Source organism: Cronobacter sp. HA18003, from assembly GCF_011605905.1.
In the GTDB taxonomy this organism is placed as follows: domain Bacteria; phylum Pseudomonadota; class Gammaproteobacteria; order Enterobacterales; family Enterobacteriaceae; genus Cronobacter; species Cronobacter sakazakii.
Window position 1 is genome coordinate 1,013,127 of sequence record NZ_JAANQO010000011.1, and the last position, 12,205, is coordinate 1,025,331.

A 12,205-nucleotide genomic window follows, 5' to 3' on the forward strand; every position below is an offset into this window, starting at 1 on the left:
CCCTTAGTTCTTCCGGAACATTTTCAGCATGCGCTGAGTGACGGTGAAACCACCAAAAATATTGATGCTGGCGATGAGGATAGCGATAAAGCTGAAGAAGCTAATCCAGCCGCCATCGCCAATCTGCAACAGCGCGCCGACGACGATAATCCCTGAAATTGCATTCGTTACCGACATCAGTGGCGTATGCAGCGCATGGGAGACGTTCCAGACGACGTAATAGCCGACCACGCAGGCGAGTGCGAAGACGGTGAAGTGGCCGAGGAACTCTTTCGGGGCGACATTCGCCAGCCAGCCGAACAGAATAATGGCGAGCGCAATCAGCGCATATTTACGCCACGGCGAGGCAGGCGCAGGCGGTTCGACCGGCGCCGCCTGCGGTTTTGCGCTGGCAGCGGCCTGCGGCTGCGCGGAAACCTGAATCGGCGGCGCAGGCCAGGTGACTTCCCCTTCGCGAATCACCGTCACGCCGCGCACCACAACATCATCGAAATCAACGGTCACCGCGCCGTCTTTCTCCTTACACAGCAGCTTCAGGAGGTTAACGAGGTTGGTGCCGTAGAGCTGTGACGACTGCGTCGGCAGGCGGCCCGGCAGATCGGTATAACCAATCACTTTCACGCCGTTGGGAGTAACGAAAATCTCATTCGGCACGGTGTATTCACAGTTGCCGCCGTTTTGCGCCGCGAGATCGACAATCACGCTGCCCGGCTGCATGGAATCGACCATCTCACGGGTAATAAGCTTCGGTGCCGGTTTGCCCGGGATCAGCGCCGTGGTGACGATGATATCCACCTCTTTCGCCTGGGCGGCGAACAGCGCCATTTCGGCTTTGATAAAAGCGTCAGACATCACTTTGGCGTAGCCGTCGCCGCTGCCCGCTTCTTCTTTGAAATCGAGCTCCAGGAATTCGGCGCCCATGCTCTGCACCTGCTCTTTCACTTCCGGGCGGGTGTCGAACGCGCGCACGATAGCGCCGAGGCTGTTGGCGGCACCGATAGCGGCGAGGCCCGCGACGCCTGCGCCAATCACCATCACTTTCGCAGGCGGCACTTTACCGGCGGCGGTGATCTGCCCGGTAAAGAAGCGGCCAAACTCATGGGCGGCTTCGACAATCGCGCGGTAACCGGCGATGTTCGCCATCGAGCTTAAGGCATCCAGAGACTGCGCGCGGGAGATGCGCGGTACGGAATCCATCGCCATCACGGTGACGTTTTTCGCGGCCAGTTTTTCCAGCAGTTGCGGGTTCTGGGCAGGCCAGATAAAGCTAATCAGCGTCGTGCCGGGACGCAGCCGCTCGATTTCATCGTCCTGCGGCGCGTTGACCTTAAGAATGACATCCGATTCCCAGACCCCGGCGGTATCCACCACGCTTGCGCCAGCGGCGATAAACGCCTCGTCATCGAAACTCGCCAGTTTGCCGGCATCGCGCTCCACCGCGACGCTGAAACCGAGCTTCAGCAGCTGTTCCACCGTTTTTGGGGTCGCCGCGACGCGGGTTTCCAGCGCGACCCGCTCTTTTGGTACACCAATACGCATAGTATTCCCTTCCATCGATTTTTAAGATGGTCTGTCACTCGCTTAGCAGACGAAAACGCCCGGCGAAAAAGCGCGGTGCCGTGGTGTTCGCCATCCATATCGTTGTCACAAACTTTCTATAACCTACTGAATTACACGCCTTCGATCCACCGTCCGGGACAACTATTTAACGGTTAATGGGTGAAAGTGTAGCGTCGTTGCGGTCTGACAGGGATTTTTGCTTAAAAACCGCGTTCAGCCGCTACGTTTACGCGCTTTAAGAGGCAGAAAAAACGATTCTGCGCCACCGAAGCAGGCTGGTTTAACAAGGATTTAACTTAAAAAGTCATAAGCTTTATCAATTTTAATGGTCAGAGGAGGATTTTCACCATTCATAACCTGAAGTTATTTTTAATCCGCAAGCGGTAGCATAAGGTGTGAAAAATGGCGCAGACATCCGGCACCTTTCAATGCAATAATCAACGACTAACCATTTCACACAGGCTGTATCAGTACCTGTTTTGCGCAAGGCGAAGGACTATTTTTATGAAGCTCAAGCATACCCTTCTGGCGACCGCCCTCTTTTCCGCGGCCTCGCTGTCAGCTCAGGCGGCGACAGAGTTAACGCCGGAACAAGCCGCGGCGCTGAAACCGTTTGACCGTATTGTGATTACGGGCCGTTTCAACGCCATTAACGAAGCGGCAAATGCCGTTTCTCGTCGCGCAGACGCTATGGGCGCGGCGTCATATTACATTCAGGACACCAGCGACACCGGTAACAGCGGCAACTGGCGCGTGGTGGCCGATGTCTACCGTGAAAACGCGCCGAAAGCCGACGCGCCGAAAAACCGTGTTATTAACGGTGTGGTTGAGCTGCCAAAAGATCAGGCTATCGCGCTTGAGCCGTATGACACCGTGACCGTGCAGGGCTTCTATCGCAGCCAGCCGGAAGTGAACGACGCCATCACCAAAGCGGCGAAAGCCAAAGGCGCGGCCTCTTTCTGGATCGTGCGCCAGGTCGACACCAACCAGGGCGGCAACCAGCGTATTACCGCGTTTATCTATAAAGCCGACGCCAAAAAACGCGTACTGCAAAGCCCTGACGCTATCCCGGCAGATTCCGAAGCGGGCCGCGCGGCGCTCGCCAAAGGCGGCGAAGAAGCCAAAAAAGTGGAAATTCCGGGTGTCGCCACGACCGCCTCACCAAGCAGTGACGTAGGCCGCTTCTTTGAAACCCAGGAATCGAAGGGCGGACGTTACACTGTCACCCTGCCGGACGGGACCAAAGTCGAGGAAGTAAACAAAATCACCGCCGCTCAGATGGTGCCATTCGACAGCGTGAAGTTTACCGGCCACTACAGCAGTATGACCGATATCTCTTACAACGTGGCGAAACGTGCCGCGAAGAAAGGGGCTAAGTACTATCACATCACCCGTCAGTGGGAAGAGCGCGGCGGCAACATGACCATCAGCGCCGACCTCTACAAGTAAGACAGATTCTCAAAACAAAGCGGCTACGGCCGCTTTTTTTGTTTTTCCGCTACATTTTGTGTACGCCGCATTGCAAGCGAGCTTCGCACTCCGTAAAATCCCGCGCCTTAGTGCGATCCACCATTTTTATGCGCTCTGGCACAATAATTATTCTGGATCTTTCCTTTTGCTAAACAGGTTGTCTATGGAAAAGAAGCTGGGCCTCGCCGCGTTAACCGCGCTTGTTTTAAGTTCCATGCTGGGTGCCGGGGTTTTTAGTCTGCCGCAGAATATGGCCGAGGTGGCGAGCCCCGCGGCGTTGCTGATTGGCTGGGGAATTACCGGTGCCGGGATCCTGCTTTTAGCGCTGGCGATGCTGTTTTTAACGCGCCTGCGCCCCGACCTTGACGGCGGCATTTTTACCTACGCCCGCGAAGGGTTCGGTGAACTGATTGGCTTCTGTTCCGCCTGGGGCTACTGGCTGTGCGCCGTCATCGCTAACGTCTCGTATCTGGTTATCGTCTTCTCCGCGCTGAGCTTCTTTACCGACACGCCGCAGCTGCGCCTTTTCGGCGACGGCAACACCTGGCAGGCGATCGTTGGCGCGTCGGTACTGCTGTGGGTGGTGCATTTTCTGGTGCTGCGCGGCGTGCAGACCGCCGCGAGCATTAATCTCGCGGCGACGCTCGCCAAACTCCTGCCGCTCGGCCTGTTTGTGGTGCTGGCGATTATCGCGTTCCGCCTGCCGACCTTTACGCTGGATTTCACCGGCGTCGATCTCGGCGTACCCGTCTGGGAGCAGGTGAAAAACACCATGCTGATTACGCTGTGGGTGTTTATCGGCGTGGAAGGCGCGGTGGTCGTCTCGGCCCGCGCGCGGCAGAAAAAAGATGTCGGCCTTGCCACCCTTCTCGCCGTGCTCGCGGCGCTCGCGGTCTATCTGCTGGTCACACTGCTGTCGCTCGGCGTGCTGGCGCGCCCGGAACTGGCGCAGATGCGTAACCCGTCAATGGCGGGCCTGATGGTGCAAATGATGGGCCCGTGGGGCGAAGTGATCATCGCCGCCGGGCTGATTGTCTCGGTGTGCGGCGCGTACCTGAGCTGGACCATTATGGCAGCCGAAGTGCCGCTGCTGGCCGCGCAGTATAAGGCGTTCCCGCGCCTCTTCGCGCGCCAGAATGCGCGTAACGCGCCGTCGGCCTCGCTGTGGCTGACAAACGCCAGCGTGCAAATCTGTCTGGTGCTTATCTGGGCGACCGGCTCGGATTACAACACCCTGCTGACCATCGCCTCCGAGATGATTCTGGTGCCCTATTTCCTGGTCGGCGCTTACCTGCTCAAAATCGCAAAGCGTCCTTTACATCAGGCGATTGCTGTCGGGGCGTGCATTTATGGCCTATGGTTGCTGTATGCCTCAGGCCCGATGCATCTGCTGTTGTCCGTTGTGCTGTACGCGCCTGGGGTGGTGTTTTTCCTCTATGCGCGCCGTACCCATGTGGATAACGTAGCGCTGAAAGGTCAGGAGAAAATCGTCATCGGCCTGTTGCTGATTGCCGCCCTGCCGGCGACCTGGATGCTGGTGCGCTAATCTCCTGCCGCTAACGCTTAAGGAGAGTTGTGGTGAAAAAACTGGATAAACCCATTGTTATCACCGGCGCGGGCCGCCGTATCGGCCTTGCGCTGGCGCACCATTTCCTAGCGCAGCATCATGATGTAATTGTCAGTTACCGCACCCGTTACCCGGCGATTGACGTACTGGAAGAGGCAGGCGCGGTCTGCATCGAGGCCGATTTCTGCCATGACGAGGGCATTCTTGCGTTTGCCGACGCCGTAAAAGCGCGCACCGCCCATATTCGCGCGCTGTTACATAACGCCAGCACCTGGCAGGATGAAAGCCCGCCTGTGCCGCCCGCTGAGGTGCTGAACGCCATGCTGCAAATTCACGTTCACGCGCCCTATCTCCTTAATTTTGCCCTGGAACCTCTGATGCGCGGCTAGGGCCACGCTGCCTGCGATATTATTCACTTTACCGATTATGTCGTGGAGCGCGGCAGCGCGAAGTATATCGCCTATGCCGCCAGCAAAGCGGCGCTCGATAATCTCACCCGTTCGTTTGCCCGTAAGCTTGCGCCGGAAGTCAAAGTTAACGCCATTGCCCCGTCGCAAATCCTCTTTAACGAACATGACGACCCGGAATACCGGCAGAAGGCGCTGAATAAATCGCTGATGAAAATCGCGCCCGGCGAAAAAGAGATTATCGACCTGGTGGATTATCTCCTCACCAGCCGCTATGTGACGGGCCACAGCTATCCGGTGAACGGCGGCCGCCCGTTGCGTTAAGCGGTTGAGCTGCCGTTGCTGGCGCGTTGCGTCTGCCCGGTGTATCCTGGTGTTTTTACCGCAACGCAGAAGCCTATGAGCAAGATCGTTTTTGTTGAAGATGACCCGGAAGTCGGCGAGCTTATTGCCGCCTATCTGAGCCGCCATGATATTGATGTGATTGTCGAAAGCCGCGGCGATCGCGCTGAGGCGGTCATTGAGCGCGAGAACCCGGATCTGGTGCTGCTGGATATTATGCTGCCAGGTAAAGACGGCATGACGCTGTGCCGCGATTTGCGCGCCCGCTGGCAGGGGCCGGTGGTGCTGTTGACCTCACTCGACAGCGATATGAACCATATTCTGTCGCTTGAAATGGGTGCCAGCGATTACATTCTCAAAACCACGCCGCCTGCGGTGCTGCTGGCGCGTCTGCGTCTGCACCTGCGCCAGCATATGGCTGCCGCGCCCGTGACCGCAGCGGATAACACGCCAACGCGGCAACCGCACAAGGCGCTGCGTTTCGGCACGCTGTGCATCGACCCGCTCAACCGCCAGGTCACGCTGCTGGGTGAGCAGATAGCGCTCTCAACCGCGGATTTTGACTTACTCTGGGAGCTTGCGACCCACGCCGGGCAGATTATGGATCGCGACGCGCTGTTAAAAAACCTGCGCGGCGTAACCTACGACGGGCTGGATCGCAGCGTGGACGTGGCGATTTCAAGACTGCGCAAAAAGCTCAACGACAGCGCGACCGAGCCTTATCGCATCAAGACGGTGCGCAACAAAGGGTATCTGTTCGCACCGCATGCCTGGGAAAGCGAGGCGTAATGTATCGCGCCGCGCTTCCCGCGCGGCGCTGACGCTTATATCTGCACCATCCCGCCATCAACAAACAGCTCGACGCCATTCACAAAACTCGCCTCGTCAGACGCCAGGAACAGCACCGCGTTGGCAATCTCCTCCGGTTTGCCGACGCGCCCGAGCGGGATCTGCGCGGTGAGTTCGTTTTTAACGTCTTCCGCCTGCTCGCCTCCGCCAAAGAGTTCATTGAGCCCTGCCGTGTTGACCGGCCCGGGGCTGATGGCGTTGACGCGAATATGACGGTCTTTTAAATCGAGGATCCAGTTACGCGCAAAGCTGCGTACCGCGGCTTTGCTCGCGGCATAGACGCTGAAGGCGGGCGTGCCGCTCGAACCGGCGGTAGAGGCGTTCAGCACCACGGCGGCACCGTCACGCAGCAGCGGCAGCGCCTTCTGCACCGTAAACAGTACACCTTTCACGTTAGTGTCGAAGGTATCGTGATAATGCGCCTCGGAAATCGCGCCGAGGGGGGCCAGCTCGCCGCCGCCTGCGTTGGCGAAGAGCACATCGATATGGCTGTGGCGCTGCTGCACCGCTTCATACAGACGATCGATATCCGCAAGCTGGCTCATATCGCCACGCACACCGGTGACGTTGTCACCTAATTGTTGTAATGCCGCATCCAGCGCCGCCTGCCGACGCCCGGTAATAAACACATGCGCGCCTTCGTCGGCAAACGCTTTAGCGGTAGCAAGGCCAATGCCGCTGGTGCCGCCGGTCACGATAACCACTTTATTACTGAAACGTGCGTTCATAGTTTTATCCTCAGTGAATGTGACTGTTTGTCATGGGCTGAGAATAAGCGCTTCCCATCGGGCTGTGTACCAGGACAAAATGGCACCCTGCGTTCTGTATGAGGAACGATAATGCAACACGATCTAAACGACTATTTTTACTATGCGGAAGTGGTGAGCCACGGTGGTTTTGCTGCCGCCAGCCGGGCCCTGAAACAGCCAAAATCGAAGCTCAGCCGCCGCGTGGCCGGGCTTGAGGCGCAGCTCGGCGTGCGGCTGATTGAGCGCTCCAGCCGCCGTTTTCGCGTCACCGATATCGGCCAGGCGTTTTATGACCAGTGCCGCGCGATGCTGCTGGAGGCGGAAAAAGCACAGGCGGTGATTGCCCAGGCGCGCAAGGAGCCGCAGGGTATGGTGCGTTTTAGTTGTCCGACGGGTATGGTCGAAATTATCCAGGCCATGCTGCCTGCGTTTATGCACCGCTACCCGCAGGTGAATTTGCAAATTATCGCCATTGACCGCCCTGTCGATTTAATCGAAGAGCGCGTGGATGTGGCGCTGCGGGTGCGTACCGAGCTTACCAGCGACGCCGAGTTGATTATGCGCACACTGGGCACGTCAAACCGCATCCTGGTCGCGAGCCCGCAGCTTGCCAGTAAACTTAACGGGGCTATTGATACCCTCGCCTGCCATCCGACGCTTGGCACCAGCGACGAGCCCGGCGAAATCAGCTGGGCACTGGAACATGAACAGGGCAAGCGCTGTCTTATCCGCCATCAGCCGCGGTTCAGCTGTAGCGATTTTACGGCTGTCCGCATGGCCGCTATCGAGGGACTGGGGATAGCGCTGCTGCCGGATCATGTCTGCGCGAAAGCGCTGAAAACCGGCGATCTGGTGCATGTTTATCGCGGCTGGCAGGGCCAGCGCGGAATTGTGCATCTGGTGTTTACCACGCGTCGCGGTCTGCCGCCCGCGGTCAGAGCGTTTATCGATCATCTGGCCGCGCACTTTCCGCGTACCACTTCGGCTATCCAGTAACCGCGCCGCGGGCGTGAGAGATTTTCATGAAAAAACTCTTTATACAGTTCTATTTGCTGCTGTTTGTCTGCTTTCTGGTGATGACGATGCTGGTCGGGCTGGTCTATAAGTTCACCGCCGAGCGTGCCGGTCGGCAGTCGCTCGATGATCTGATGAAAAGCTCGCTCTACCTGATGCGCAGCGAACTGCGTGAAATCCCGCCGCATGAGTGGAACAAAACCATCAAAGAGCTGGATTTAAACCTGTCGTTTAAGCTGCGTATTCAGCCGATGAATCAGTATCACCTTAACGACATCAACAGCCGCCGCCTGCGCGAAGGTGAAATTGTGGCGCTGGACGATGAATATACGTTTATACAGCGGATTCCGCGCAGCCACTATGTGCTGGCGGTTGGTCCGGTGCCCTATCTCTATTTCCTGCATCAGATGCGGCTGCTGGATATCGCCCTGATTGCGCTGATCGCGATTTCGCTGGCGCTGCCGGTGTTTATCTGGATACGCCCCCACTGGCAGGAGATGCTACGGCTGGAAACCGCGGCGCAGCGCCTCGGCGAAGGCCATCTCGATGAGCGCATCCATTTTGATAAGGCGTCGAGTTTCTCGCGCCTCGGCGTGGCGTTTAACCAGATGGCAAATAACATTAACACCCTGATTGCCAGTAAAAAGCAGCTGATTGACGGCATCGCCCACGAGCTTCGAACGCCGCTGGTGCGCCTGCGTTACCGGCTGGAGATGAGCGATAACCTGAGTACCGCAGAATCCCAGGCGCTGAACCGCGATATCGGCCAGCTCGAAGCGCTTATCGAGGAGTTGCTGACTTACGCGCGGCTGGACCGCCCGCAAACCGAGCTGCATCTGACGCACCCGGAACTGCCGCGCTGGCTGCATGACTATGTGGACGACGCGCGCCTGCTGCACCCGGAGCGAGAGTTGATTCTCGCGCGCGTTGACGAAGGCGATTACGGCGCGCTGGATATGCGTCTTATGGAGCGCGTGCTGGATAATCTCGTGAATAACGCGCTGCGCTACAGCGAGCAGCGGCTGCGAATCGGGCTGTCGCTTGAGGGCGCGCAGGCGACGCTTGAAGTGGAAGATGATGGTTCAGGTATTCCCGAAGAGGAGCGCAGCCGGGTGTTTGAGCCGTTCGTGCGTCTCGACCCGAGCCGCGATCGCGCCACCGGCGGGTGCGGGCTGGGGCTTGCGATTGTGCATTCGATTGCGACCGCCATGAGCGGTGAAGTGAGCGTGACGCAAAGCGACCTCGGCGGCGCGCATTTTCGTTTTCGCTGGCCGGTGGTGTTGCCATCAGAAGGCGTGTAGTGGTTATGGCGGGTGCGCTGCGCTTACCCGCCCTACGGTTAACTGCATTGGCGCTGTCTTCTGTTCTGTGGCGGGTGCGCTGCGCTTACCCGCCCTACGGTGAGCTGCATTGGCGTTATCTTCTGTTCCGCGACGGGTGCGCTTTGCTTACCCGCCCTACGGTTAACTGCATTGGCGTTGTCTTCTGTTCTGTGGCGGGTGCGCTTTGCTTACCCGCCCTACGGTTAACTGCATTGGCGTTGTCTTCTGTTTTGTGGCGGGTGCGCTGCGCTTACCCGCCCTAAAAAAACACTACGCATAAGACTCGTAGGGTGGGTAAGCGCAGCGCACCCGCCATTTCCTTCATATGAACCTCTTCCCGCCACACCATTTTCATCTCACTACCATGCCCGTCTCGCCCGCCAATTTTCCTGCCAGACATTAAACTCCCTATGGTCAAACCCGGCGAAACTGTGCTAAACATAAAGTATGTTGTAACTAATGCGAGAACATCATGGCCCGTTACGATCTGGTTGAACGCCTTAACGTCACTTTTCGCGAATTAGAACATGCATTGATGGAGATGCGCGATGGCCTTGCGGACTGCCGTCTGCTGGCGGCGCGGGTGTTCAGCCTGCCTGAAGTGGAAAAAGGCAAAGAGCACGACCCGCTGCTCACCATTTCGGTGACGCAAAAAATCGGCAAAGAGGCGCAGGAGGCGGCGCTGCGTCACTTTACGCATCTGTTCATCCAGCAGCAGTCGGAAAAGCGCAGCAGCAAGGCGGCGGTACGTCTGCCTGGCGCGGTCTGTTTCAGCGTCGATGATGCACAGCACGAGGCGCTGCACGCGCTGGCCGATAAAATCAACGCGTTGAAAACGCAGCTGGAAGAGATTATCACCGTAGAATCGGGCCTGCCCTCCACCCAGCGTTTTGAATGGGTGCACCGCTACCTGCCAGGGCTGATTACGCTCAACGCGTACCGTCGTCTCACGGTGCTGGATAACCCCGCCACGCTGCGTTTCGGCTGGGCGAATAAACATATTATTAAAAATCTGACGCGTGACGACGTGCTGGCGATGCTGGAGCGCGGGCTGAAAGCGCCGCGCGCGGTGGGCGGGTTAACCAAAGAGCAGTGGCACGCGCGCCTCACGCAGGAGTACAACGATATCGCCGCCCTCCCGCAGAAGGCGCGGCTGAAGATTAAACGTCCGGTGAAAGTGCAGCCGGTGGCGCGCGTCTGGTATGCGCAAAACCAGCGGCAGGTGCAGTATGCGTGCCCGTCGCCGCTGATTGTGTTGTGTCACGAAACGCGCGGCGGCGCGGTGCCAGATATTGGCGAACTGCTGAACTATGACGCCGAAAACGTGCAGCACCGCTATAAGCCGCAGGCGGAAGAACTGGTAATGATGATCCCCCGCCTGCATCTTTACCTCGCGCCCTGATCAGGGCTTCATGCTGCCCACCATCTCTTCCGGGCGTACCCAGGCGTCAAACTCCTCCTCGCTGAGATACCCAAGTTTCAGCGCGGAGGCTTTCAGCGTCAGTCCCTCTTTATGCGCTTTCTTGGCGATCTCGGCGGCTTTGTCGTAGCCGATATGCGTATTGAGCGCCGTTACCAGCATCAGCGATTCGTTAAGCAACTGGCTGATGCGGTCGCGGTTCGGCTCAATACCGATAGCGCAGTGATGGTTAAAGCTCTCCATGCCGTCCGCCAGCAGGCGCACCGATTGCAGGAAGTTATGAATGACCATCGGGCGGAACACATTGAGTTCAAAGTTGCCCATCGCCCCGCCCATATTGACGGCGACGTCATTGCCCATCACCTGGCAGCACAGCATGGTCAGCGCTTCGCACTGGGTCGGGTTCACTTTGCCCGGCATAATGGATGAGCCCGGCTCGTTTTCAGGAATCGAGATTTCGCCAATGCCGCAACGCGGGCCGCTCGCGAGCCAGCGCACGTCGTTGGCGATTTTCATCAGCGAGGCCGCCAGCCCTTTCAGCGCGCCGTGGGCATGCACCAGCGCGTCGCAGGTGGCGAGCGCCTCAAATTTGTTGGGTGCGGTGACGAACGGCTGGCCGGTAAACGCGGCGAGCTCTTTCGCCACGCGCTCCGCGTACTCCGGGTGCGTATTCAGCCCGGTGCCGACCGCCGTACCGCCAAGTGCCAGCTCCGCCAGATGCGGCAGGCTGTTATCGATATGCTTCAGGTTATGCTCAAGCATCGCCACCCAGCCGGAGATCTCCTGGCCGAGCGTCAGCGGCGTGGCGTCCTGCAGATGGGTACGGCCAATTTTCACGATATCGCTGAACGCGCTCGCCTTATCGCTGAGGGTTTTATGCAGCACTTTTAGCTGCGGGAGCAGCTGTTCGCGCAGCGCGATCACCGCCGCGACATGCATCGCCGTCGGGAAGACATCGTTTGAGCTCTGGCTCTTGTTCACGTCATCGTTCGGGTGCACCTTGCGCGCCATGCCGCGCTCGCCGCCGAGGATTTCGCTCGCGCGGTTGGCCAGCACCTCGTTCATGTTCATGTTGGTCTGGGTGCCAGATCCGGTTTGCCAGATAGCAAGCGGGAACTCCTGCGGATGCGCGCCTTCCAGCACTTCGTCGGCGGCTTTAATGATGGCCTCGCCGCGCTCTGCGGGCAGTAAGCCGAGATCCATATTGACCTTCGCGGCGGCACGTTTGGTGAGCGCCAGCGCCGCAATCAGCGCGGTCGGCATTTTCTCGGTGGAGATGCGGAAGTGCTCCAGCGAACGCTGCGTCTGCGCGCCCCAGAGTTTATCGGCCGGCACGTCGATTGCGCCCATGGAATCTTTTTCACTGCGGTAGGCGGTCATTACTTTCTCCTTGATAACAAAGATGGGATTGCTCGCATGCTTCAGGAATAAGTATTGATGGCTTCAGCGAATTTGTATGGCGCTTTGTGCGCTCTTTTTACAGGTAAAAGGCCGGGCGGCTGCGC

General features: G+C 58.3%; 9 protein-coding genes and 1 pseudogene. 7 read left to right on the top strand and 3 right to left on the bottom strand.

What is annotated here, in order from left to right:
* Positions 1-3: 3 nt before the first annotated feature.
* Positions 4-1,539: a Re/Si-specific NAD(P)(+) transhydrogenase subunit alpha gene (gene pntA / locus G6041_RS05860; protein WP_041460513.1), complete on the bottom strand. Its 1,536-nt coding sequence runs from the start codon at positions 1,537-1,539 to the stop codon at positions 4-6.
* A gap of 525 nt (positions 1,540-2,064) precedes the next feature.
* Between pntA and ydgH the strand changes: the two genes are divergently transcribed.
* The 4 genes and pseudogenes from ydgH (at position 2,065) to rstA (ending at position 6,135) form a co-directional block, all read left to right on the top strand.
* Positions 2,065-3,009, top strand: coding sequence for a DUF1471 family protein YdgH (gene ydgH / locus G6041_RS05865; protein WP_012124882.1), 945 nt, complete (start codon positions 2,065-2,067; stop codon positions 3,007-3,009).
* Between the two features lie 184 nt (positions 3,010-3,193).
* Positions 3,194-4,576, top strand: coding sequence for an amino acid permease (locus G6041_RS05870; protein ID WP_007890896.1), 1,383 nt, complete (start codon positions 3,194-3,196; stop codon positions 4,574-4,576).
* 29 nt (positions 4,577-4,605) lie between these two features.
* Positions 4,606-5,328, top strand: a pseudogene (folM, locus tag G6041_RS05875) (dihydromonapterin reductase).
* 75 nt (positions 5,329-5,403) lie between these two features.
* The gene (rstA, locus tag G6041_RS05880) at positions 5,404-6,135 is read left to right on the top strand and encodes a two-component system response regulator RstA (protein ID WP_041460514.1); all 732 of its coding nucleotides are present in this window, start codon (positions 5,404-5,406) and stop codon (positions 6,133-6,135) included.
* Between the two features lie 35 nt (positions 6,136-6,170).
* On the opposite strand, the gene G6041_RS05885 is transcribed toward rstA, so the two are convergent.
* On the bottom strand, positions 6,171-6,923 hold the full coding sequence (locus G6041_RS05885) for an SDR family NAD(P)-dependent oxidoreductase (RefSeq protein ID WP_007867537.1): 753 nt from the start codon (positions 6,921-6,923) through the stop codon (positions 6,171-6,173).
* Positions 6,924-7,034: 111 nt separating this feature from the next.
* On the opposite strand from G6041_RS05885, the gene G6041_RS05890 reads away from it, so the two are divergent.
* The 3 genes from G6041_RS05890 to tus all read left to right on the top strand — a co-directional run bounded on the left by G6041_RS05890 (position 7,035) and on the right by tus (position 10,682).
* Positions 7,035-7,940, top strand: a complete 906-nt coding sequence (locus G6041_RS05890; RefSeq protein WP_012124884.1) for a LysR family transcriptional regulator — start codon at positions 7,035-7,037, stop codon at positions 7,938-7,940.
* Positions 7,941-7,966: 26 nt separating this feature from the next.
* Entirely contained in the window at positions 7,967-9,259 is a 1,293-nt protein-coding gene (gene rstB, locus G6041_RS05895) for a two-component system sensor histidine kinase RstB (protein ID WP_012124885.1), read from the top strand.
* A gap of 493 nt (positions 9,260-9,752) precedes the next feature.
* A complete protein-coding gene (tus, locus tag G6041_RS05900; RefSeq protein ID WP_012124886.1) occupies positions 9,753-10,682 on the top strand; it encodes a DNA replication terminus site-binding protein in 930 nt (309 codons plus the stop codon).
* Here the strand turns inward: tus and fumC are convergent, their stop codons facing one another.
* A complete protein-coding gene (fumC, locus tag G6041_RS05905) occupies positions 10,683-12,080 on the bottom strand; it encodes a class II fumarate hydratase (RefSeq protein WP_012124887.1) in 1,398 nt (465 codons plus the stop codon).
* Between the last annotated feature and the right edge of the window lie 125 nt (positions 12,081-12,205).

What these genes read in the sequence shown, in the direction of transcription:
- pntA (WP_041460513.1), bottom strand. Translation starts at nt 1,539, where the DNA reads ATGCGTATTGGTGTACCAAAAGAGCGGGTCGCGCTGGAAACCCGCGTC.
- ydgH (WP_012124882.1), top strand. Translation starts at nt 2,065, where the DNA reads ATGAAGCTCAAGCATACCCTTCTGGCGACCGCCCTCTTTTCCGCGGCC.
- G6041_RS05870 (WP_007890896.1), top strand. Translation starts at nt 3,194, where the DNA reads ATGGAAAAGAAGCTGGGCCTCGCCGCGTTAACCGCGCTTGTTTTAAGT.
- rstA (WP_041460514.1), top strand. Translation starts at nt 5,404, where the DNA reads ATGAGCAAGATCGTTTTTGTTGAAGATGACCCGGAAGTCGGCGAGCTT.
- G6041_RS05885 (WP_007867537.1), bottom strand. Translation starts at nt 6,923, where the DNA reads ATGAACGCACGTTTCAGTAATAAAGTGGTTATCGTGACCGGCGGCACC.
- G6041_RS05890 (WP_012124884.1), top strand. Translation starts at nt 7,035, where the DNA reads ATGCAACACGATCTAAACGACTATTTTTACTATGCGGAAGTGGTGAGC.
- rstB (WP_012124885.1), top strand. Translation starts at nt 7,967, where the DNA reads ATGAAAAAACTCTTTATACAGTTCTATTTGCTGCTGTTTGTCTGCTTT.
- tus (WP_012124886.1), top strand. Translation starts at nt 9,753, where the DNA reads ATGGCCCGTTACGATCTGGTTGAACGCCTTAACGTCACTTTTCGCGAA.
- fumC (WP_012124887.1), bottom strand. Translation starts at nt 12,080, where the DNA reads ATGACCGCCTACCGCAGTGAAAAAGATTCCATGGGCGCAATCGACGTG.